Annotated in this window: 16 protein-coding genes and 1 tRNA gene; 11 read left to right on the forward strand and 6 right to left on the reverse strand. The window is 64.8% G+C overall.

Annotation, left to right across the window (positions count from 1 at the left end; genetic code table 11):
• Positions 1-215 precede the first annotated feature (215 nt).
• The gene (locus DBO85_RS09590) at positions 216-1,556 is read left to right on the forward strand and encodes a spinster family MFS transporter (RefSeq protein ID WP_108107041.1); all 1,341 of its coding nucleotides are present in this window, start codon (positions 216-218) and stop codon (positions 1,554-1,556) included.
• Between the two features lie 171 nt (positions 1,557-1,727).
• Here DBO85_RS09590 and DBO85_RS09595 read toward each other — a convergent pair whose 3' ends face one another.
• Positions 1,728-2,300: a TetR/AcrR family transcriptional regulator gene (locus tag DBO85_RS09595; protein WP_108107042.1), complete on the reverse strand. Its 573-nt coding sequence runs from the start codon at positions 2,298-2,300 to the stop codon at positions 1,728-1,730.
• 90 nt (positions 2,301-2,390) lie between these two features.
• Between DBO85_RS09595 and DBO85_RS09600 the strand changes: the two genes are divergently transcribed.
• Both DBO85_RS09600 and DBO85_RS09605 read left to right on the forward strand, forming a co-directional pair.
• Positions 2,391-3,125, forward strand: coding sequence for an SDR family oxidoreductase (locus tag DBO85_RS09600; protein WP_108107043.1), 735 nt, complete (start codon positions 2,391-2,393; stop codon positions 3,123-3,125).
• A gap of 34 nt (positions 3,126-3,159) precedes the next feature.
• Positions 3,160-3,750 carry a 2-hydroxychromene-2-carboxylate isomerase gene (locus DBO85_RS09605; protein ID WP_108107044.1) on the forward strand — a complete coding sequence of 197 codons (591 nt, stop codon included), beginning with the start codon at positions 3,160-3,162 and terminating at the stop codon, positions 3,748-3,750.
• Positions 3,751-3,757: 7 nt separating this feature from the next.
• Here DBO85_RS09605 and DBO85_RS09610 read toward each other — a convergent pair whose 3' ends face one another.
• Positions 3,758-4,189 carry a carboxymuconolactone decarboxylase family protein gene (locus tag DBO85_RS09610; protein WP_108107045.1) on the reverse strand — a complete coding sequence of 144 codons (432 nt, stop codon included), beginning with the start codon at positions 4,187-4,189 and terminating at the stop codon, positions 3,758-3,760.
• Between the two features lie 109 nt (positions 4,190-4,298).
• On the opposite strand from DBO85_RS09610, the gene pdxR reads away from it, so the two are divergent.
• Positions 4,299-5,735, forward strand: a complete 1,437-nt coding sequence (pdxR, locus tag DBO85_RS09615) for a MocR-like pyridoxine biosynthesis transcription factor PdxR (RefSeq protein ID WP_108107046.1) — start codon at positions 4,299-4,301, stop codon at positions 5,733-5,735.
• Positions 5,736-6,027: 292 nt separating this feature from the next.
• Here pdxR and gabT read toward each other — a convergent pair whose 3' ends face one another.
• Together gabT and gabD are read right to left on the reverse strand one after the other, a co-directional pair.
• On the reverse strand, positions 6,028-7,308 hold the full coding sequence (gene gabT, locus DBO85_RS09620; RefSeq protein WP_108107047.1) for a 4-aminobutyrate--2-oxoglutarate transaminase: 1,281 nt from the start codon (positions 7,306-7,308) through the stop codon (positions 6,028-6,030).
• A gap of 198 nt (positions 7,309-7,506) precedes the next feature.
• Complete coding sequence (gene gabD / locus DBO85_RS09625; protein WP_108107048.1) at positions 7,507-8,949, reverse strand: NADP-dependent succinate-semialdehyde dehydrogenase; 1,443 nt, start codon at positions 8,947-8,949, stop codon at positions 7,507-7,509.
• Positions 8,950-9,264: 315 nt separating this feature from the next.
• Here gabD and DBO85_RS09630 point away from each other — a divergent pair.
• The 3 genes from DBO85_RS09630 (at position 9,265) to DBO85_RS09640 (ending at position 16,086) form a co-directional block, all read left to right on the forward strand.
• Positions 9,265-9,341, forward strand: a tRNA-Arg gene (locus tag DBO85_RS09630).
• A gap of 226 nt (positions 9,342-9,567) precedes the next feature.
• Positions 9,568-10,065, forward strand: coding sequence for a hypothetical protein (locus tag DBO85_RS09635; protein WP_108107049.1), 498 nt, complete (start codon positions 9,568-9,570; stop codon positions 10,063-10,065).
• 288 nt (positions 10,066-10,353) lie between these two features.
• Complete coding sequence (locus DBO85_RS09640) at positions 10,354-16,086, forward strand: PAS domain S-box protein (protein WP_158268888.1); 5,733 nt, start codon at positions 10,354-10,356, stop codon at positions 16,084-16,086.
• Positions 16,087-16,107: 21 nt separating this feature from the next.
• Here DBO85_RS09640 and DBO85_RS09645 read toward each other — a convergent pair whose 3' ends face one another.
• Positions 16,108-17,181 carry a methyltransferase gene (locus DBO85_RS09645; protein ID WP_233356587.1) on the reverse strand — a complete coding sequence of 358 codons (1,074 nt, stop codon included), beginning with the start codon at positions 17,179-17,181 and terminating at the stop codon, positions 16,108-16,110.
• Between the two features lie 342 nt (positions 17,182-17,523).
• Here DBO85_RS09645 and DBO85_RS09650 point away from each other — a divergent pair, with 342 nt between their 5' ends.
• The 4 genes from DBO85_RS09650 to DBO85_RS09665 all read left to right on the forward strand — a co-directional run bounded on the left by DBO85_RS09650 (position 17,524) and on the right by DBO85_RS09665 (position 20,729).
• Positions 17,524-18,084, forward strand: coding sequence for an iron transporter (locus tag DBO85_RS09650; protein ID WP_108107051.1), 561 nt, complete (start codon positions 17,524-17,526; stop codon positions 18,082-18,084).
• A gap of 70 nt (positions 18,085-18,154) precedes the next feature.
• The gene (locus DBO85_RS09655; protein ID WP_108107052.1) at positions 18,155-18,481 is read left to right on the forward strand and encodes a cupredoxin domain-containing protein; all 327 of its coding nucleotides are present in this window, start codon (positions 18,155-18,157) and stop codon (positions 18,479-18,481) included.
• 35 nt (positions 18,482-18,516) lie between these two features.
• Positions 18,517-19,368, forward strand: coding sequence for an FTR1 family iron permease (locus DBO85_RS09660; protein ID WP_108107053.1), 852 nt, complete (start codon positions 18,517-18,519; stop codon positions 19,366-19,368).
• A complete protein-coding gene (locus DBO85_RS09665; protein WP_407681460.1) occupies positions 19,365-20,729 on the forward strand; it encodes a 4Fe-4S binding protein in 1,365 nt (454 codons plus the stop codon). Before DBO85_RS09660 ends, DBO85_RS09665 begins: the two co-directional genes overlap by 4 nt.
• 171 nt (positions 20,730-20,900) lie before the next feature.
• Here DBO85_RS09665 and DBO85_RS09670 read toward each other — a convergent pair whose 3' ends face one another.
• The gene (locus tag DBO85_RS09670) at positions 20,901-21,311 is read right to left on the reverse strand and encodes a hypothetical protein (RefSeq protein WP_146168197.1); all 411 of its coding nucleotides are present in this window, start codon (positions 21,309-21,311) and stop codon (positions 20,901-20,903) included.
• Between the last annotated feature and the right edge of the window lie 295 nt (positions 21,312-21,606).

The raw sequence follows: 21,606 nt of genomic DNA on the forward strand, positions 1-21,606 counted from the left end.
AGAGGCGCAAGGCCCCTGGCGCGGCTGGGCATCTCGCCTAGGCTGCACGAGCGAGACAGCCGTTTCATCCGAAACACGTTTCGCAGAGCGGAACAGATGGCCATCAAAGGCAACAAATAACAACAAAAATTCTGCATAACGAAACTCGGTTTCCCGTATAAAAGGCGCTTGGCCGCGCCCTGCCGGCCGTTCGAACGAGTCACTGGAGCCCGTCAATGCACAACAACAACGGCTACCCCTCGAGCACCCGCGCCTGGCTGACAGTCGCCATTCTGATGCTCGCGTACGTCCTGTCCTTCGTCGACCGACAGATCCTCACCCTGCTCGTGGGGCCGATCCGCGCCGATCTGCAGATCTCCGATACGCAGATGAGCCTGCTGATGGGCCTGTCCTTCGCGCTCTTCTACACCATCTGTGGCATCCCGCTGGGGCGCGTTGCGGATAGCAAAAGCCGGCGCGGGCTGATCGCCGCAGGCGTGCTGGTCTGGAGTCTGATGACCGCCCTGTGCGGTACCGCCAAGACCTTCTGGACGTTCCTCACCTTCCGCATCGGCGTGGGGGCCGGTGAAGCGGCATTGTCGCCGTCGGCCTATTCCCTGCTGGCCGACAGCTTTCCGCCGCGGCTGCGCGCCACCGCCATCAGCGTCTATTCGATGGGCATCTATCTCGGCTCGGGCCTGGCGCTGATGATCGGCGGCACCGTCGCCGCCTGGGCGCAGTCCAAGGGCAACGTCGACCTGCCGCTGCTCGGCGAAACCCGCCCCTGGCAGCTGATCTTCCTGGTCCTCGGCGCCGCCGGCGTGATCTTCGTGCCCATCCTCATGCTGATCAAGGAGCCTACCCGCCAGGGCAAAGGCGCCGGCGTGGCCGTGCCGCTCGGCCAGGTAGCCAGCTATATCAGGGCCAACCGCAAGTCGGTGATGTGCCACAACGTCGGCTTCGCCCTGCTGTCCTTCGCCTCCTACGGCGGTTCGGCCTGGATTCCAGAGTATTTCGCGCGCACGTTCGGCTGGGAGCGTGCGGAGATCGGCCTGATCTATGGCGGCATGGTCTGTGGCTCAGGCGCGCTGGGCATCCTGCTTGGCGGCCGCATTGCCGACTGGCTGCAGAAGCGCGGCCGTCGCGACGCCGGCATGCGCGTCGGCATTCTCTCCGCGGTCATCGGCTTTTTTCTCAACGGCGTCTATCTGGTCGATAACAGCACAGCCGTCATCGCGCTCATGACCGTCAAGGTGTTCTTCGTCGCCATGCCCTTCGGCGTCGCCGCCGCGGCGATCCAGGAAATAATGCCCAACCAGATGCGCGGGCAGGCATCGGCGATCTATCTGTTCGTGATCACGCTGATCGGCATGGGCATCGGCCCGACCGCGGTGGCGATGGTCACCCAGTACGGCTTCCGCGCCGACGAGATGCTGCGCTATTCGATCTGCATCGTCACCGGCATTGCGCTGCTCGGTGCGGCCATCGTCCTGAGCATGGGGCTCAAGCACTATCGCAAGAGCCTGGACGACCTCGAACAGTGGGCGCCCAAGGACAGTCCCGCCGTCGCCACCTGATCGCCCCGCAGCGCCTTCCGCCATTCCCACAAGGACGGGCAGACAGGCGCTGCATGTTGGAGTCGGGGGCTTTCCCCCGACAGGGCGCGCTTCCCTCGGGAGCACCCGGCCCATCGGCTACCTGCCATATCCGCCGCGCCAACACGGCGGCTATGGCGCCCTCCCACCCTGCTAGTCGCGCTCTGCCGCCACCAGCTCAGTCACCAGTTGTCTGCTCGCCTCCAGCACCTGCTGCTGTATCTGCGGCGTGGCCAGCATGCGCGCTACCAGCAGCGCGCCAACGCACTGGCAGAGGATTGCCCAGGCCTGCTGCTCATCGCCCAGCGCCGAAGCCCAGGCCTGCTGCAGGCGGCTGATCCAGTGCTCGGCCTGTTCGCGCACCGGCAGTTCGGCCCGCGCGATCTCCGCCCCCAGGGTAGGCAGCGCACAGCCGCTGTCCGGGTGTTCGACGTGGGCCATGCTCAGGTAGATGTCCAGGCAGCGCTGCAACCGGGCGCGGGACATTTGCGCTTCGACCGACTCGCCCAGGCGTTCCAGGCTCTGGCTGAGCTCACGCTCGACGATCGCGGAAAACAGCTCGCCCTTGGACGGAAAGTGACTGTAGAACGCGCCGCCGCTCAGGCCGATGGCCTTCATCAGGCCGTCGACACCGGTGGCGGAGAAGCCCCCGCGCTTGGCGATGGCACCGCTGCTGCAGAGCAGTTTCTCGCGGGTTTGCGCCTTGTGATCCGCCGAGTAACGCATTCGATCTCCACTCACGCTGCTTGCTTGACGATGTCCGAACCATAGCATAACGTTCGTTTACTTAACGATCGTTAATTAAAGGCGAATACCATGCAGACAGACCGCAGAAAGGTGGCACTGGTGATAGGCGCAGGCGATGCCACCGGCGGCGCGATAGCCCGCCGCTTCGCCCGTGAGGGTTACGTCGCCTGCGTGGTCCGGCGCAGCCTGGACAAGCTGCAACCGCTGGTGGAGCGCATTCGCGCCGAAGGTGGCGAGGCGCATGCCTTCGGCGTGGACGCGCGCAAGGAAGAAGAAGTGAGCGCGCTCATCGAGCAGATCGAGAATGAAATCGGCCCGATCGAGGCCTTCGTCTTCAACATCGGCGCCAACGTGCCCTGCAGCATCCTCGAGGAAACCGCGCGCAAGTACTTCAAGATCTGGGAGATGGCCTGCTTCGCCGGCTTTCTCACCAGCCAGGCGGTGGCCAGGCGCATGGTTGCGCGCAAGCGCGGCAGCATCCTCTTCACCGGCGCCACCGCCGGCCTGCGCGGCGCCGCCCACTTCGCCGCCTTCGCCGGCGCCAAGCATGCGATTCGCGCGCTGGCGCAGAGCATGGCGCGGGAGCTGGGGCCGCTGAACGTGCACGTCGCCCACGTCGTGGTCGACGGCGCCATCGACACCGCATTCATCCGCGACAACTTCCCCGAGCGCTATGCACAGAAGGATCAGGACGGCATCCTCGATCCCGAGCACATTGCCGACAACTACTGGTACCTGCACAGCCAGCCGCGCGATGCCTGGACCTTCGAACTCGACCTGCGCCCTTGGATGGAACGCTGGTAAGCCACCCACACCCCGACCTGCAGAGTGAATCCCTATGAGCAAGACCGTTGAGTTCTTCTTCGACTTCGGCAGCCCCGCCAGCTACCTGGCCTGGACCCAGCTGCCACAGCTGTGCGCGGCGCATGACGCCACCCTGGTGTACCGGCCCATGCTGCTCGGCGGCGTCTTCCAGGCCACCGGCAATGCCTCGCCGGTGACAATTCCAGCCAAGGGCGCCTACACCTCCAGGGATTTTTCCCGCTTCGCCCGCCGCTATGGCGTGCCGCTCAACTTCAACCCCAATTTTCCGATCAATACCCTGACGCTGATGCGCGCTGCCACCGGCGTTCAGCTGTACATGCCGGAGCGCTTCGAGGCACTGGTGACTGCGATCTACAACGCAATCTGGGTTGAAGGATTGGACCTGAGTAATCCGGTGGTGGTCGGGCAGGCGCTGGCCAAGGCCGGTTTCGAGCCCCAGGCGATACTCGCCCTGACCGCGCAGCAGGACGTCAAGGACGCGCTCAAGGCCACCACCGAAGAAGCCGTGCGCCGCGGCGTGTTCGGCGCACCGAGCATGTTCGTCGGTGATGAGCTGTTCTTCGGCCAGGACCGCCTGGACTTCGTGCGCGAGGCCCTGGCCTGACAGGGCCTCACTCCGGCTGAAGGTCGAAGCCCACGCCGAAGCGATTCCAGGCGTTGATGGTGGCGATCGCCAGCGTCAGGCTGACGATCTCCGCCTCGCTGAAGTGCTCGCCCAGCGCCTGGTATTGCGCCGTGTCGGGATGCCCGCTGGAAAGCCGGGTGAGGCTTTCGGTCCAGGCCAGCGCGGCGCGTTCGCGCGGGCTGAAATGCCCGGTGTCACGCCACACGCAGAGCGTCTGCAGGCGCTTCTCGCTCTCCCCGCCGCGGCGCGCGTCGCTGGCATGCATGTTCACGCAATAGGCGCAGCCGTTGATCTGCGAGGCGCGCAGCCGCACCAGCTCCAGCAGCGGCAGTTCGATGCCGGATTGCTCCAGCACCGTCTCCAGGCCAAGCATGGCCTTGTAGGCGTCGGACGAGGTCTTGATCCAGTTGAGGCGCATCGGGATAGCTCCTGTGGGACTCGCCCCTTGCGAGTCAGGCGTTCAGACTAGGCCCGGCTGCGGCGTGGCCAAATAGCCAATTCGCCGAAATTTGAGGAGGCCAATTCCGATGGATCTGCATCTTGATCTGGATCCGCGTCTGCCATTGGCGAATCAGCTCTACCGTCAGTTGCGCGAGGCGGTGCTGAGCGGACGCCTGGCCGGCGGCGATCGGCTGCCGCCGACGCGCTTTCTCGCCCAGCGCCTGCAGGTGTCACGCAAGACGGTGAGCGAAGCCTACGAGCAACTCTGCGCCGAAGGCTTCTTCCATGGCCGTGCCGGCAGCGGCACCTTCGTCAGCCAGGGCATCCAGCGCACGGCGGCCCGCGCGCCCATGCAGTCGGCAAGCGCGCTGCAGCCAACTCGGCTGCGCCAGGCGCTCACCGACGCGCACACGCCACTGCGGCAACGAGCCAGTCGCTACAACTTCCATGGCGGCACCACCGACAAGCAGCTGTTCCCCTTCCCGGAATGGCGCGGCTGCCTGCAGCAGGCACTGCGCGAGCTGGGGCGAACGCCCGGTTTCTATGACGAGGACGCCGGCCACCCGCCGCTGCGCCAGGCCATCGCCCGTTACCTGGCAATAAGTCGCGCGGTGAGCTGTGCCTGGGAAGATCTGCTGATCACCCAGGGCGCACAGCAGGGACTCGACCTGCTTGCCCGGGTGATGCTGGAACCCGGGATGTGCGTGGCGATGGAGGAGCCCGGCTACCCGCCGGCGCGACAGATCTTCCTCGCGGCCGGCGCCAGGGTTGTCGGGGTGCCCGTCGACGAGGAAGGCCTGCTGGTCGAGCAGTTGCCCGACGATGCCCGCATCGTCTACGTGACGCCATCGCATCAGTTCCCGCTGGGCATGCCAATGAGCCTGGGTCGGCGTCTGGCCCTGCTGGAATGGGCAGGCTCCCGCAGCGCGCTGATCATCGAAGACGATTACGACGGCGAATACCGCTTCGAAGGACGACCGTTGGAGTCGCTGCAGAACCTGGATCGTCACGGCCTGGTCGCCTACCTGGGGACCTTTTCCAAGACCCTGTTCCCCGAGCTGCGCCTGGGCTACCTGCTGATGCCACCCGGTCTGCAGCCGGCGCTCATCCACGCCAAGCACCTGAGCGACCGCCACAGCTGCAGCCTGCAGCAGCGTGCGCTGACGCACTTCCTGGTCAGCGGCGGCTTTGCCCGCCATACCCGGCGCATGCAGCGGGTCTATGGATGGCGGCGCGAGCGTCTGCTGCAACGCCTGCACAGCGACCTGAGCCCCTGGCTGGAACCGATAGTGCCGCTGGCCGGCATCCACCTCGCCGCGCGGCTGCGGCTGGCGATCGATGAAGACGCCCTGGCACATGAGTTGCGCCAGGGCGGCGTGGGTCTGCTGGACCTGCGTCCGTTCTACAGCCAGCCGCAGCCGCGCGGCGGCCTGCTGTTCGGCTTCGGCTGCATTGACGACAAGCTGCTGGAAGAAGGTCTCGACCAGGTACGCACCAGCCTGAGCCGGCTGGCAGCCATCTAGGCCCTGCCCGACAACCACCCCGCGCCATCGCCCCACAGCTGTCCTTCTCCCGCCGCGAGAAGGTGGCGCGCAGCGCCGGTGGGAGGCCGCGGCTGCACGTCGGCTGGCCTCGACCGCAGAGCGGATGGCGCTTTACCCATCCACCAGACAATCGCCGGTGGATGAACAAGGCGTCATCCACCCTACGGATGGAAAGACCCTGCACGCCGAAGCATCCCGCACCCGCCTTCGGCACCCTCTGCCGAAGGCGAGGGAAGAACCGTGGCCCACTCGATACTCCGTGCGGGCCGGCCTAGGCCAGCTCGTCGAAACACTCGGCAAGCAGCGCCATGCCTCGCTCGAGCTGCTCGTCGGGCACGGTCAGCGGCACCAGGACGCGCAATACGTTGGCGTAGGTGCCGCAGGACAGCAGGATCAGGCCCTTGTCCCGTGCGCGCTCGACGATCCGCGTCACCAGGCCGGCGGCGGGACGCAGCGGGTCGCCCTGCTCGCACAGCTCCAGCGCGACCATGGCACCCAGGCCGCGCACCTCGGCCACCGACGAATGCCGCGCGGCGATCTCGCGCAGCCCGCCCATCAGTCGCTCGCCCAGTGCGCGACTGCGCGCCAGCAGGTCTTCCTCGTCGAACACCTGCATCACCGCCAGCGCCGCGGCGCAGGCCAGCGGGTTGCCGGCGTAGGTGCCGCCCAGGCCGCCAGGCCCGATGCTGTCCATCAGCTCGGCACGGCCGCAGACGCCGGCCAGCGGGAAACCCCCGGCGATCGACTTGGCGAAGGTGGTCAGATCAGCCGCCACGCCCATCTGCTCCATCGCGAAGAAGCTGCCGGTACGCCCAGCGCCGGTCTGCACCTCGTCGGCGATCAGCAGGATGCCATTGCGGTCGCAGAGAGCGCGCAGCCGCCCCATGAACGCCGGCGAGGCAACCAGGAAACCACCCTCACCCTGCACCGGCTCGATGACGATGGCAGCTATGTCGCGCGGTTCGGCGTCGTTCTTGAAGATGCGCTCGATGCTGGCGATGGCCTCGTCCTCGCTGACGCCGTGCAGGGCGTCGGGGAAGCGCGCGCGGTAGACGCCGGCAGGCATCAGGCCCATGCCGGCGGCATAGGGATTCTTCTTGCCGGTGAGCGACAGGGTCATCATGGTGCGGCCGTGGTAGCCGCCGGTGAAGGCGATCACGCCGGCACGCCCGGTGGCGGCGCGGGCAATCTTCACCGCGTTCTCCACCGCCTCGGAGCCGGTCGACACCAGCAGGGTCTTCTTGGCGAACTCGCCCGGAACCCGTGCGTTGATCTGCTCGCAAACCTCGACGTAGGGCTCGTAGGCCAGCACCTGGAAACAGGTATGGGTGAAACGTTGCAGCTGCTGCTGCACCGCCTCGATTACCCTCGGATGCAGGTGGCCGGTGTTGAGCACCGCGATACCGCCGGCGAAGTCGATGTACTCGCGTCCCTCGACATCGACCACGGTCGCGTTGTGCGCGCGCTCGACGAAAATCGGATGGATCTGGCTGACACCCCGCGCCACCGCGGCCTGACGCCGCAGCATCAGCGATTCGTTGCTCTTGCTCATGCCATGGACCCTCATTGTCTGCTCAACGATTGCGGTAAACCGAGCGCTTCGACTTTCCAGCCACCCCCGCCGCAAGACCTTCGGGGCTAAGGCCAGACAAGGCGGCGACGGATTTCAGAGCGCAGCGTACTGGAGTACGTGAGCATCTGAAATCCGTCGCCAACGCCGTATGGCCGACGACCCGGAGGTCGACGTCATTCACACACTAAGGCAGAGGTACTTGATCTCGAGGTAGTCCTCGATGCCGTACTTGGAACCCTCGCGGCCCAGGCCGGATGCCTTGACTCCGCCAAAGGGCGCGACCTCGGTGGAGATCAGCCCGGTGTTGACGCCGACCATGCCGTACTCCAGCGCCTCGGCGACGCGGAACACCCGGCCCAGATCGCGTGCATAGAAGTAGGAAGCCAGACCGAACTCGGTGTCGTTGGACATGGCGATCACCTCGGCCTCGTCCTTGAAGCGGAACAGCGGCGCCAGCGGGCCGAAGGTCTCTTCCTTGGCCACTGCAGCGTTCTTCGGTACGTCGAGCAGGATGGTCGGCTCGAAGAAGCTGCCGCCCAGACCGTTGCCGCCCTGAACCACGCGAGCGCCCTTGGAAACGGCATCCTCGATGTGCTCGCGAACCTTGGCCACGGCCTTCTCGTCGATCAGCGGACCGGTGGTGATGCCCTCTTCCAGACCGTTGCCGATCTTCAGCTTGGCCACCGCCGCCTTGAGCTTCTCGGCGAAGGCCTCGTAGACGCCGTCCTGCACGTACAGACGGTTGGCGCAGACGCAGGTCTGCCCGGCATTGCGGTACTTGGAGGCCATGGCGCCTTCGACGGCGGCATCCAGGTCGGCGTCGTCGAAGACGATGAAGGGTGCGTTGCCACCCAGCTCAAGGGAGACCTTCTTGATGTCGTGGGCACATTCGGCCATCAGCTGGCGGCCAATCTCGGTCGAGCCGGTGAAGGACAGCTTGCGCACGATCGGGTTGCTGGTCAGCTCGCCGCCGACTTCACCGGCGCTGCCGGTGACCACGCTGAGCACGCCCTTGGGAATGCCGGCGCGCTCAGCCAGAACCATCAGCGCCAGTGCCGAATAGGGCGTTTGCGACGCCGGCTTGATCACCATGGTGCAGCCGGCGGCCAGTGCCGGGCCGGCCTTGCGGGTAATCATCGCAGCGGGGAAGTTCCAAGGCGTGATGGCGGCGGTGACACCGATCGGCTGCTTGATGACGATCAGGCGCTTGTCCGGCTGATGGCCAGGAATGGTGTCGCCGTAGATGCGCTTGGCTTCCTCGGCAAACCACTCGATGAAGGAGGCGGCGTAGGCAATCTCGCCCTTGGCCTCGGCCAGCGGCTTGCCCTGCTCCATGGTCATCAGACGGCCCAGGTCGTCCTGATTCTCCATCATCAGTTCGAACCAGCGGCGCAGCTTGGCGGAGCGCTCCTTGGCAGTCAGTGCGCGCCACGCCGGCAGGGCCTTGTCGGCCGCTTCGATGGCGCGACGGGTCTCGGCGGCGCCCATGCGGGGCACAGTGCCGATGGTCTCGCCGGTCGCCGGGTTGTTCACGGCGAGCGTCTTGCCACCATCGGCATCGCACCATTCACCGGCGATGAAGGCCTGTTGGCGGAACAGCTGGCTGTCTTTGAGTTGCATGGCAGTCTCCTGGGAGCCGGCAGCAGGGCGCCGGAAGAAATGGGGGTGAATGCTGACCGGCCGGTCGAAAAACGCCTGCAGACACGGCCAGACGCGGCGCGGACGGCCGTGGGTCTGTACATGGACAGCAGGAGGACGTCGATGACGCCCGAACGCGGCGAGGTGAAATCCCGGCCGATGCTAGGGTCGTGTTCGATAAAGGGCAATAGCCCGTTCAAGAAAATTTACGCGCAGGCACCCCGAAGCGTCCTCGGAACCCATGCGCGCCCGAATTGGACGCCCGCGCGGCGGATGCGTATGATTGCGCCCCGCAACGCATCCGTAGCTCAGCTGGATAGAGTACTGCCCTCCGAAGGCAGGGGTCGTGGGTTCGAATCCCGCCGGATGCGCCAGATCGAGCTTCCTCCCCTCTCGTAGAGGAAGGCAGCAGAACAGAGCCCGCCCAGTGCGGGCTCTGTCGTTTCTGCAGCGCTCAATCAGCGCAGAACCTCAGCCTCCGGCGCATACGCAGCGCAACAGCTGCAGCCTGTCTAATGCTGCTCAGTCAGATCCTCAGTCGAAGATCTAGAATGCGCGCTCGGTCGCTACGGCGGAATGCAAAATGATGGCGGGCAACGGATGAACTTCAGCTACAAGATACCGCTCTCGCTCTGTGTCGTAGTCCTTGGAGGATGCTTCGTCGTCATGCTCGGTGCGTATGGGTTCTTTGACGACTCATTCAAGGCCAACCTCCGTACTCAAGTGACCACCACTCTCTTATTCCTCGTCGCCGCGAGTTATCTGGCCATCTCGCCACGAGATCGACGAGTACAGCTCAGCGATACAGGTATAACCCTGCACAGCGTCTTGCTCTCTCCATTCAAGAGCGTGAGCTTCTCGTGGGATGACGTCGTGGATGTCCAGATTTCTTCCGAGGAACTGATATTTGTCACCCGCCGTGGTCGCTACAAACTCTCCCAATGGCTTTGCTGGGACGATTTCGAATTATCCATGACGCCCAGAAACTATCTCCGAGCCCGAGACTGGGCCCAGGGCCAATGGACCGACATTCGCCGGGAGCGCAAGCTCAGGCGCTGGCACCTGCAGAATCAGCGACGCTTGAACCGGGACGCCTGATCACGCCACGTTCCCCTGTCGGCTTTCCCGCGCACGGGGTCGCGGGGCAGGCGACGTGCGATGCCCACCGACGTCAGCAACCTCGCTCACCCCACCGCGTCATCCATTTCCAATGCATCTGCTCACCGCCCTCCCGCACGGTTGCCCGTTCGCGTGTTCTACCCTTAAGCCCACCAGCGCCTACAGGCCATGATGCGGGTACAACAACAGCAACTTGCCGACCGACCAATGCATGAGCCAGGGATTAGGAAGCTATCCTCTGGGCCGCAGCAACTCGGGAGTAGTGGATTGAAGAGTCGCCACATCATTTTCCAGGCCTACCTGCACACGCTGTCCTTCGCTCTGATGGTGATGGGTGCAAGTGTGGTACTGGCCTACCTGGGCACCGCCAACCCCAGCGTGCACACCTTGCTGGTGCTGCCCGATGGCGCGCTGCTGGCAGTGCTCAGCGGACTGCTTTTGCTGTCCGCCGCGCGCGATGCGCGGGGGCTGTTATGGGGCAGTGCCGCACTGCTTGCGGCCCTGTGTGTCTACACGCTCGGCCACAACCTGATCGCCGGCGGGGCAGACCAGGGCGTGTCTCTGATCAGCAACTTCCTGCGGGTGCGCAGCACCATGGCCGGAGCATTTCTGCTGCTGCTGGTCGGGCTGCTGCTGGCTCGCTCGCAACATACTGCAGCCCAGGTGGCTGCTCGCCTGATTGGAAGCCTGCTGATCCTGCTGGCCGTGGTTTCGCAAAGCCTCTCCTGGCTCCTGCCAGCAGAGGCCTTTCGCGTGGGCTTCAAACCCGATACCAACGCGGTGGCCAGCCTGCTGCTGGTACTCACCGGCGTTGGCGTCATGCTGGTCGGTCAGCTGCCGCCGCAACCGAAGCGCCTGCTTGACCGTGTGAGCCTGACCATCGGCCTGGTGGCGGTACTGCTGACGATGCTCGCCTGGTTCCTCGCCAGCCAGCAGCAGATCAACGACCGGCTGCAGGAAAGCGCAGCCGCACTCGACCGCGCGGAGCAGCAATTGCGCCTGGGCCTGGAGGATCGCCTGGCACTGCTGCAGCGCATGGGCGACCGCTGGCAGGCAATCGGGCAGCTACCCGTCCCCGCGCTATGGCACCAGGAAAGCCGCAGCTACCTGCACGATATCGAAGGGCTCAAGGCCATCGCGGTACTCGATCAGAACCTGAAGGCGCACTGGCTGGAAAGCCTGGCCGGCGAAGAACAGGCCTTTCTCGTCGACTTCAGCGCCGATGCCGATGGGATGACCTGGTTGCATGCGCAGCAGCGATCAGCCGGCACGGCCAGCCTCTCGCCGCTGCGCCATGGCCCGCAGGGCGGCACGCGCGGCGTGATCGCGCTACCGCTGCAAGTGCCTGAAACCAGTGATTGGCTGCTGGTGGCGAGCATCGACCCGACCTCCCTGCTGGCGACTCTGGACTCGCGCATCGACAGCATTTCCGTCGAAGTGAACGAGCACGACCGGCCCATATCCACGTTCGACGAGCGCGCCCTAGCGCTGCCGCCCATCGAACAGCGCGATCTGCTTATCGGTGGCGACAGCCAGTGGCAGCTTCACAGCCATCTGCGCCAGATCGATCACCTCGCGTTAACCAGCCTGCTGCCGACCCTGGTTCTGCTGTTCGGCCTGGTCTGCAGCTTTTTCCTGGTGATCAGTCAGCGCCTGGGCTGGATCGCGGTGCAACGCGCCCGCAGCCTGGAGGAAAGCCTGGCCCGCCAGGAGCAGGTACAGGCGCAGAACCAGCGAATCATGGAGTACTCGCTGGATGTGCTCTGCTCGTTTGATGGCGAGGGCCGTTTTACCCAGGTGAACCGTGCCTGCGAGCGCGTCTTCGGTTACACCCAGGCCGAGCTCATCGGCCGCCGACACGAGGAGCTGGTCCATCCCGATGACCGCGAAGCGACGCGCCTGGCAGCCGCCGCAGTCGTTGCCGGGCAGCCGACCCGGCTGTTCCGCAATCGCGTCCAGCGGCGCGACGGGCGTCTCGTCGAGGTGCTCTGGTCGGCAGACTGGTCGGCACAGGACAGCACCCTGTTCGCGGTCGCGCGCGACATTACCGAGCTGGTCCAGCAGGAGCGACGCTACGAACTGCAGCGCCGGGCGCTGGAAATGATCTCGACCGACGCGCCACTGCAGGAAACCCTGACCTTTCTCTGCCTGATGCTCGAAGAACTCGACCCCGGCGCGCTCTGCTCGGTGCTGCTGCTGGACGCCGATGGCACGCACTTCAGCGAAGGCGCGGCGCCCAGCCTGCCATCCAGCTACAACGCGGCGATCATTGGCACGAAGATCGGCCCGATGGCCGGCTGCTGCGGCACTGCCGCTCAGCGGCGGACGCTGGTGGTGACCGAGAACATCGAAACCGACCCGCTTTGGGAAGGCTATCGCGAGTTGGCCCTCGAACATCAGCTTCGCGCTTGTTGGTCCCAACCGCTGATATCCAATGACGCTCGCGTGCTAGGCACCTTCGCCGTCTACGAGCGCGAGCCGGGATCACCCAGCGAGGAACAATTACGTCTGATGGCGGACGCCGCCTATCTGGCCGGGATCGCCATCGAGCGCCATCTGGACCGCCAGCAGCTGGACGAAAGCCGCCAGCGTTTCAGCTCGCTGTTCAGCAACAACCCCGATATGGTTTTTTCCATCGATCTCGAAGGGCGCTTTCAGAGCGTCAACCCGGCGGTACTCACCACCACCGGGCTGGACGAGAAACGCTTCATCGGTCAGCACTGGCGCAAGCTGCTCGACAAGGCCGACCACAACAGGGTCGCCAAATATTTCGACGCCGCGCTGCGCGGCGAGGAACAGCGCTACGAGGTGGGCATCCAGGATCGCTCCGGCGAGGCCAGGGTGGTGGACATCACCACCCTCCCGATCAAGGTTGACGGGCAGATCGTCGGCGTCTTCGGCATCGGCAAGGACATCACCGAACGCCAGCGCATGCTCCAGGCACTGCGCGAGCGCGACCAGTTCTTCAACCTGTCGCTGGAGCTGTTCTGCATGGTCAATCTGCACGGCAATTTCGTGCAGGTGAACCCGGCATTCACCCAGGTGCTGCTCTACCCGCAGGAAGTGCTGCTCGGCAAACCCTACCGGGAGCTGATCCACGTCGACGACCGCCACAAGCTCGAGGAGGCCATCGAGCTGATGCTCTCCGGCGAGCTGGTGCGCGACCTGCTACTGCGCGCGCTGGATGCCGGCGGCAACGAGCGCTGGCTGAACATCACCGCGGTGATGGATGAGCAGCGGCTGATCTACTGCGGCGCCCGCGATGTCACCGAACAGCGCCTGGCCGACGAGCGCGTGCAACAGAACAGCCTGTTGATGAGCCTGACCGGCAAGCTCGCCAGGCTCGGCGGCTGGTCGTTGGAGCTGCCGCAGCGCAAGCTGCTGTGGTCGGCGGAACTGGCAGAGCTGATGGGCTATCCGGATGCGGCGCGCTTCGGCCTTGCCCAGGAAATCCAGCTCGACACCAGCTTGATCGACCGCGGGCTGGTAGCCGCGATCGACCACTGCATCACCAGCGGCGAGAGCTTCGACATATATCTGCAGATTCGCACCATCGACAAGCGACGCATGGACGTCCGCGCCATTGGCCAGGCGGTGCGCAACGAGCAGGGCGTGATACAGCGCGTGATCGGCGCCATCCAGGACATCGGCGAGTGGCGCCAGGCGCAGAGCGAGCTGCAGGCCCTGGCGGATCGCCTGACCACCACGCTGGAGAGCATCACCGACGCCTTCTATACCCTGGACCGCAACTGGCACTTCGATTACGCCAACCACGAAGCGTCGCTGCAGCTTGGCTATACCCGCGAAGAGCTGTTGGGTCAGGACATCTGGTCACTGTTCGCCGAGCTGGAGAGTAGCGAGATCGGCGAGCGCTACCGGCTGGCGATGGATCAGCAGCAACCACAGCACTTCGAAACCTACTTCCCGCCAATGCAGCGCTGGTTCGAGATCCACGCCTATCCGTCCGAGGAAGGTCTGGCCGTCTACTTCCGCGATATCAGCGAGCGCAAGCGGGCGGAAGCAGCGCTGCAGCACCGCGAGGAGATGTTCCGCAAGCTGCTCGATGACACGCGCGATCCCCTGCTGGTGGTCGATCACGACGGCGGCCTGCGCTACGCCAACCCGGCGGCGCGCCAGCTGTTCGAGAGCAGCGGGCAGATGCCGCAGCACTTCAGCCTGCCTGCGGATAACCAGGAGCTGTTCGAGTGGACGCTGCCGGACCGTCTGCGTGATGTGGAAATCCATCGCTCGCATACCGAGTGGGAAGGCGAACCGGTCAACCTGCTGTCGCTGCGCGACATCACCGAGCGCAAGGCCTCGCTGACCCAGCTACGCCTGCTCAAGCGCAGCCTGGAGTCGAGCAACAACGGCGTGGTGATTGCCGATGCGCGCCAACCGGACCACCCGATCATCTACGTCAATCCGGCCTTCGAACGCATCACCGGCTACTCGAGCCCGGAGGCCATGGGCCGCAACTGCCGCTTCCTCCAGGGAGATGAGCGAGACAGTCTGCAGGTCGAGGAGATCCGCCAGGGTCTCGCTGCCCGGCGCGACGTGCGCGCCGTGCTGCGCAACTATCGCAAGGACGGCAGTCTGTTCTGGAACGATCTGTTCATCTCGCCAGTCTTCGACGACAGCGGCGATCTGACCCACTTCGTCGGCATCCAGAACGACATCAGCGAGCAGAAACGCTACGAGAACGAGCTGAGCCACAACGCCAGTCACGATCTGCTGACCGGCCTGCCCAACCGCGCGCTGCTCGAAGACCGCCTGACCCAGGGCTGCCAGATCGCGCGCCGCTACCAGCGCATGCTGGCGGTGCTGTTCATCGATCTGGACGGTTTCAAGCCGATCAACGACTCCTTCGGCCACGCCTTTGGCGACCACCTGCTGGCCGAAACCGCCCGGCGCATGCTGGAGGAAGTGCGCCCCGGCGACACCGTGGCGCGCATGGGCGGTGACGAATTCATCATCCTGCTGCCCGATCTCGCCCGCGAGGAAGACGTGCTGCAGGTGGCGGAGCGCCTGATCGAGGCGATCAGTCGTCCCTTCAGCATCCAGGAGGTCGAGCTGCACGTTACCGCCAGCATCGGCATCACCCTCAGTGACGGCGTGCTGGATCAGCCCATGCAACTGATCCAGCAGGCCGATCTGGCGATGTACAAGGCCAAGGAAGTCGGTCGCAACAACTACCAGTGGTACACCTCGGATCTGAACCAGCGCGTCAGCGATCTGGTGAGCCTGCGCAACGATCTGCAGAAAGCCATCGACCACCAGGACTTCGAGCTCTACTACCAGCCGCAGATCGACGCGAACAGCGGTCGCATGATCGGCATGGAGGCGCTACTGCGCTGGAACCATGCCGAGCGCGGCTTCGTCTCGCCGGCGGAGTTCATTTCGGTGGCGGAGAATACCGGGCAGATCATCCCGCTGAGCGCCTGGGTGCTCGACCGCGCCTGCGCCCAGACGCGCCAGCTGGCCGATCAGGGCATGGGCGGCTTCACCATCGCGGTGAACATCTCGCCGATGCAGTTCCAGCGCACCGGTTTCGTCGAGCAGGTCCGCGCGGTGCTGGAAAAACACCAGCTGCCGGCCCGCTATCTGGAGCTGGAAATTACCGAGTCGGTACTGCTGCACGATGCCGAGCGCGCGATCCAGACTCTGCATCAGCTCAAGCAGCTGGGGGTGGAGATAGCCCTCGACGACTTCGGCACCGGCTTCTCCAGCCTCAGCTATCTGAAGCGCCTGCCGCTGGACAAGGTGAAGATCGACCGCGCGTTCATCCAGGACGTGACCAGCGACAGCAACGATGCCGCCATCACCCTGGGGATCATCTCCATGGCCCACCACCTCAAGCTGTCGGTGATCGCCGAAGGCGTCGAGACCGAACCGCAGTCGACCTTTCTACGCAACAACGGCTGCGACAGCTTCCAGGGCTACTACTTCGCCAGGCCCATGCCGCTGACCGCGCTGCGCGCCTTTCTGCAGGAGCGGCAATGACCCCAGGTCATCGCCGCCGACTCAACCGGCCTTGAGACAGAGCAGGGTGTGACCCAGGCCGATGTCGTTGTCCTGTTCCACCACCACGAAACCGGCCTCGCGGACCAGCTCGAGGAAGTCGTCGCTACGGTAGAAGCGGCTGTTGCCGTTGGCCAGGCAGGTGAAGTACAGCGAGCTGGCGTTGAGGCTGTAGGCCGCGGCCTCGAACTGCTGCACGTCCCAGAACATCTCGAGGATGTAGACGGTTGCCTCGGCCGGCATGGCGGCGCGCACCCGACGCAGGATGCCGAGGATTTCCATCGGCGAGAAACAGTCGAGGAACTGGCTCATCCACCAGACATCGCCCGCCGTAGGCAGCGGCTGCGAAGCGTCGAGAATGTTCAGCGGGTGCCCGTGGATGCGCTCGGCGTAGCCGGCGTCGCGGGCGTTGGCCAACGCCACGTTGAGCTGGCCGGGCAGGTCGACGATGGTTACCTGCACATCGGCGTCGTGGGCCATGCACTGCAGTGCCCACTTGCCGGTGTTGCCGCCGATGTCGACCAGGGTCTTCGGCTTCTCGGCGAAGACCCGGCGCAGCAGCTCGGGAAAGGAGCGGTCACTGTAGTAGTGGTCGAACTTGAACCAGCTGTCGCGAACCTTCTGCGGCAGGCGCGAGAGGCCTTCGTAGATGGTCGGCCAGTCGCCCAGCTCCTTCAGCCCGGACGGCTGCCCGGTGCGGATGGCTTCGCTGAGATGGATCATGCCGCGATAGCAGACGTCGTTGGTGAAATCCATGTTGGCCTGGGTCATGCCGTCGTGCAGCAGGAAGTGGCCGAGGCGGGCGAGGTAGAAGCGGGCGCCGGTCTGGGTGACGATGCGCGCGCTCAGGCCCATGTCCAACAGCACCTTGACGCCGTACTCGGACACGCCGCTGCGCTCGGCGATCAGCCCGGCTTCGAGGCCCTCGTCACCGGCGGCGTCGAGCACCGCGAGAATGCCGAGGTCACGCAGGCTCAGTGCGGCCTGGAAGGCGATAGGGGCGAAGGCCAGCTTCTGCGCCTCTTCCTTGGCCTGAAAGGCCGTCAGCGGATCTTCCTGGTACCACCTCACCATCATGTCTCCTCGTTATCGGCGACCTGGAAGCCTCTGAAAAAGGTAGCGAGCGAAGGTCTGAGAAGACGAAACAAGCGGAAAGACGCTTGATTCCAACGACGTCAGATCGAGTGCAATATTTTTCAGAGACGCAGTGTGTCGCGTCCGCACCACGCGTTCGGCATGGCAATCAAGGGGCGCATATTACCTGCGTGTTGCGGCTCCGTCGCCCGGCCGAACATCGATCAGCGTGACGCATCGCCAGTTGGAGCACTATTTTCCCTTTTATTGACGAGAATCATTAGCATCTGATTCAGCTAGACGCATGCTCACTCCACATTCATTTTCCTGCGGAGTCTGCCCCCCATGCGTCTTGCCACCCTTGCCGGCCTGCTCACCCTGCCCCTGCTCTACAGCAACCTTGCCCAGGCGCGGGAATATCCCATTGGCCAGCCACAACAATGCGGCGGCCTGGAAGTTGGCGCGGTCTACCTGCAGCCGATCGTGATGGACCCACCCGGCCTGATGCGTGCCGCCGCCGATTCCGACGTGCACATGGAAGCCGACATAAGCGCGCTGGAGAACAATCCGCAGGGCTTCCAGGAAGGCAGCTTCGTGCCCTACCTGAACGTCAGCTACCGGCTGCAGAAGGTCGGCAGCGAACAGGTGCAGGAAGGCGTGTTCCACGCCATGGTCGCCAACGACGGCCCGCACTACGGCGACAACATCAAGCTGATGGGGGCGGGCAAGTACCAACTGACCTACGTCATCACACCGCCGGGTGGTGTCGCCGATCATGCCGGCCACGGCGCGCATGCCTTCGGACGCCACATCGACAAGGAGACCGGCGTGCAGCCCTGGTTCGAACGCTGCGAGCTGCATTACGAATTCACCTTCGCCGGCATCGGCAAGAAGGGCGGTTACTGACCACCCACGCGGCGGCGCCTTCATCGCGTCGCCACCCACCGCTACCGTGCTGCCACAGGAGCATCGTTGCATGCGCAAATCCTTACCCTGGCTGATGGTGCTGGGCCTGGTCGGCACCGCCCAGGCCGGTGGCCTGCCCACCTACCAGATCGACGTCAGCGACGGGGTGTTCACGCCGGCGCGTCTGGAGGTGCCCGCCGGCCAGCGCTTCAAGATCATCGTCAGGAACGTCGGTCAGGGCCCGATCGAGTTCGAGAGCACCCCTCTGCGGGTGGAGAAGGTGCTCTCCCCCGGCGCGCAGTCCTTCGTCGTCGTCCACCCCCTCAAACCCGGTCGCTATCCGTTCTTCGACGAGTTCCGCATGGACCTCCCCGAGGGCAAGATCATCGCTCGCTGATATGTCGGCGGCACTGCTGCCGAGGAGTTATCGCCATGGGCCAAGCCCTGTTCATCGTCTGGCGCGAGAGCATCGAGGCGCTGCTGGTGGTCGGCATCCTCTACGCCTGGCTGCAGCGGCAGCCGGACAATCGCCTGGCGCTGCGCCATCTGTGGGCGGGCGTGGCACTCGGCCTGACGGCTGCAGCGGCGCTCGGCGCGGTGATGCTGCTTGCCGGTGACTGGCTCAACGGCAGCGCCGGCGAGTGGTTCCAGGCCGGCATGACGCTCTGCGCAGCCCTGCTGATCCTGCACATGCTGGCGTGGATGGCCAGGCACGGCCGCAGCCTGCGCGGCGAGCTGGAAGACCAGGCCGGCGCTGCGCTGCGCGAGGGCCGCTACCTCGGATTGATGCTGCTGGCCGCGTTGGCCATCGCCCGCGAAGGCAGCGAGACGGTGATCTTTCTCTACGGCATCGGCGCCCGCGGCGACCCCAGCGACCTGATCCTCGGCGCCTTGTCCGGTCTCGGGCTGGGCCTGCTGTGCTTTCATCTGCTGCAGCGCGGCAGCCGGGTCCTCGGCTGGCAGCTGTTCTTCCGCGTCAGCGAGGTGCTGCTGCTCCTGCTCGGCAGCGCCATGCTGATGGCCGCGATGGATCGCGCCAGTGGCCAGCTGATGGCCCTGGAGCTGTCCGATTACGCCTACGGCCTGCTCGGCGATGCGCTCTGGGACAGCTCGGCGCTACTCGACGATGGTTCCCGCGCCGGCATGCTGATCGCCAGCCTGACCGGCTACCGCGCCATGCCATCTGCCTTCGCAGTGACCGGCATGGCGCTTTACTGGAGCCTGGCCTGGCGGCTGCTGCGTCGCCCGCGCAGGGGGCTCGCGCTGGCTCAGGCACACGCATGATGCGCATCAACGCAACGCTGGCCAGTCTCGGCGATGGCATGCGCCGTCACGCCCGGCTGATCCGCAACCTGCAGTGGGCAGTAGTCATCTTCTACGCCGTGCTGCTGGTGATACCGGCGCTGTTGCCGCTGCCGGATGGCGAAGCGCGCATGCTCGACAACCTGACGCTGTTCGCCCAGTTCGTCTTCTGGGGCATCTGGTGGCCGTTCGTGCTGCTGTCGATGCTGTTCTTCGGCCGCCTCTGGTGCGGCACCCTCTGCCCGGAAGGTGCGCTCAGCGAATGGGCCAGCGAACGCGGGCTGGGGCGCGGCGTTCCGCGCTGGCTGCGCTGGGGCGGCTGGCCGACGCTGGCCTTCATCCTCACTACCCTCTACGGCCAGCTGATCAGCGTCTACGACTACGCCCAGGCGGCACTGCTGATCCTCGGTGGCTCGACGGTCGCGGCCATGCTGGTGGGCTTTCTCTATGGCCGCGGCAAACGCATCTGGTGCCGCTACCTGTGCCCGGTCAGCGGCGTCTTCGCCCTGCTCGCCAAGCTGGCGCCAGTGCACTTTCGCACCGACGAGGCGCGCTGGCTGGAAAACCCGCCACCGCATCTGCCAACGCCCAATTGCGCCCCGCTGCTGGACATCCGCCGCCTGCACGGCGCGTCCGACTGCCACGCCTGCGGTCGCTGCAGCGGCCAGCGCGATGCGGTGCGACTGATCGCCCGATCCTGCAATGAAGAAATCATCGAGTACGGTCGCGAGGAGACCAACGCCTGGCCGGTTCGCCTGCTGCTCTACGGGGTGATCGGCCTGGCCATGGGCGCCTTCCAGTGGACGGTCAGCCCCTGGTTCATCGCCCTCAAGCAGACCCTCGCCGAATCGCTGGTGGAGCGCGACATCTTCTGGCCCCTTGAGGCCGACGCGCCCTGGTGGCTGCTGACCCACTACCCGCAGCTCAACGACGCCTTCACCTGGCTCGATGGCGCGGTGATCTGCCTGTACATCCTCGGCGCCTGTCTGCTGCTCGGCGGCGTCCTGCACCTGCTGCTGCGCGGCGCGAGCGCCCTGGCCGGGCAGGGCCAGGCGTTCTTCCGCCAGTTGGCGCTGTGCCTGGTGCCGCTGGGCGGTACCGGTCTGTTCCTAGGACTCTCCGCCACCACGGTAAAACTGCTGCGCTACGAGGGCCTGCAACTGCTCTGGGTAACCCCGGCGCGCATCGCCCTGCTCGCCGGCGCCGCACTCTGGTGCCTGTACCTGGGTTGGCGCGCCTGCCGCTCGCTCAACGTCGTGCAGCGCCTGCCGGCGCTGAGCGGGCTGGGACTGTGCGTGGGGCTGGTGCTGACGGGATGGTGGTTGCAGTTCTGGGGGTGGTGAGGGAGCAGGCTGCGGACATGCCAATCTGCCGCGGTTATCCGCCTTTCAATGCGTGAACAACGGTGGACAAGAAAGGCGTTGTCCACCCTACGACGCTACGCCCCGGTAAATGCTTCTTGCGAAAATTCTGCGCCTTTTGACTTTCCGTCCTACAGGCACAGATGCAAATAACTAGGCGTCCCAACAGGTGTTTTCAGACAAACCCTCAATCCACTCGGCAACCGCCTGAGAAGCCCCGGCGGGAGAGGGCAATTGATACATTCGACCCTCCGGGCTACCTATCTCCCCCGCCAAAATAGCCATCTTTCCATTCTTGATACTGTAGATGATCGAGTCACCGAATACCCCGTCCTGCGGCAACGAGAAGCATACGGGCCGCGGCGGCTGACCAAATCGATGCTCCTGACTTATCGCCAGGACGGTATTTTCCAGCCAGAATTCCCCGAACGTCTCCCAGGCCATTGCAACTTTTATTGAAGATATTCGCGTTGACTCAGGATCCGCGGGGTTAACCAACTGTTTGAGCGTCCACTTTTCGAGGCCGGGCACCGCATCTACCGACTCTCGTACAAACTTGAACATTCTGTGCCTTGACATGATATTCCCTCCCTAAAAAACCAGGCCATACTGGCTAACCACAACAGGCCGAAAGCGGCGCAAGAAAGATAACAAATGGAGCGACCATGGTAATTAGAGTGAGGATCAAGAACCATCCCGTAAGGAATATGGCCCCGTACCAACCCATGACTAACTCCCAGTAATACTGAATCCGAGATAAACCCCTACCGGACCTGGTCGGCAACGTTCGATAGAGCGAGTTTACCAATAGCAAGCCGAAACACCAGAATAACAAACTAACGGATGACCACAGCAACAG

This window comes from Pseudomonas mangrovi, assembly GCF_003052585.1.
Classification (GTDB): Bacteria; Pseudomonadota; Gammaproteobacteria; order Pseudomonadales; family Pseudomonadaceae; genus Aquipseudomonas; species Aquipseudomonas mangrovi.

Excerpts from the sequence above, each read along its gene's own strand:
- DBO85_RS09600 (WP_108107043.1), top strand. The coding sequence starts at position 2,391 with ATGCAGACAGACCGCAGAAAGGTGGCACTGGTGATAGGCGCAGGCGAT.
- DBO85_RS09650 (WP_108107051.1), top strand. The coding sequence starts at position 17,524 with ATGCGTCTTGCCACCCTTGCCGGCCTGCTCACCCTGCCCCTGCTCTAC.
- DBO85_RS09660 (WP_108107053.1), top strand. The coding sequence starts at position 18,517 with ATGGGCCAAGCCCTGTTCATCGTCTGGCGCGAGAGCATCGAGGCGCTG.
- DBO85_RS09605 (WP_108107044.1), top strand. The coding sequence starts at position 3,160 with ATGAGCAAGACCGTTGAGTTCTTCTTCGACTTCGGCAGCCCCGCCAGC.
- DBO85_RS09595 (WP_108107042.1), bottom strand. The coding sequence starts at position 2,300 with ATGCGTTACTCGGCGGATCACAAGGCGCAAACCCGCGAGAAACTGCTC.
- pdxR (WP_108107046.1), top strand. The coding sequence starts at position 4,299 with ATGGATCTGCATCTTGATCTGGATCCGCGTCTGCCATTGGCGAATCAG.
- DBO85_RS09610 (WP_108107045.1), bottom strand. The coding sequence starts at position 4,189 with ATGCGCCTCAACTGGATCAAGACCTCGTCCGACGCCTACAAGGCCATG.
- DBO85_RS09635 (WP_108107049.1), top strand. The coding sequence starts at position 9,568 with ATGAACTTCAGCTACAAGATACCGCTCTCGCTCTGTGTCGTAGTCCTT.
- DBO85_RS09590 (WP_108107041.1), top strand. The coding sequence starts at position 216 with ATGCACAACAACAACGGCTACCCCTCGAGCACCCGCGCCTGGCTGACA.
- gabT (WP_108107047.1), bottom strand. The coding sequence starts at position 7,308 with ATGAGCAAGAGCAACGAATCGCTGATGCTGCGGCGTCAGGCCGCGGTG.
- gabD (WP_108107048.1), bottom strand. The coding sequence starts at position 8,949 with ATGCAACTCAAAGACAGCCAGCTGTTCCGCCAACAGGCCTTCATCGCC.
- DBO85_RS09665 (WP_407681460.1), top strand. The coding sequence starts at position 19,365 with ATGATGCGCATCAACGCAACGCTGGCCAGTCTCGGCGATGGCATGCGC.
- DBO85_RS09645 (WP_233356587.1), bottom strand. The coding sequence starts at position 17,181 with ATGATGGTGAGGTGGTACCAGGAAGATCCGCTGACGGCCTTTCAGGCC.
- DBO85_RS09670 (WP_146168197.1), bottom strand. The coding sequence starts at position 21,311 with ATGTTCAAGTTTGTACGAGAGTCGGTAGATGCGGTGCCCGGCCTCGAA.
- DBO85_RS09655 (WP_108107052.1), top strand. The coding sequence starts at position 18,155 with ATGCGCAAATCCTTACCCTGGCTGATGGTGCTGGGCCTGGTCGGCACC.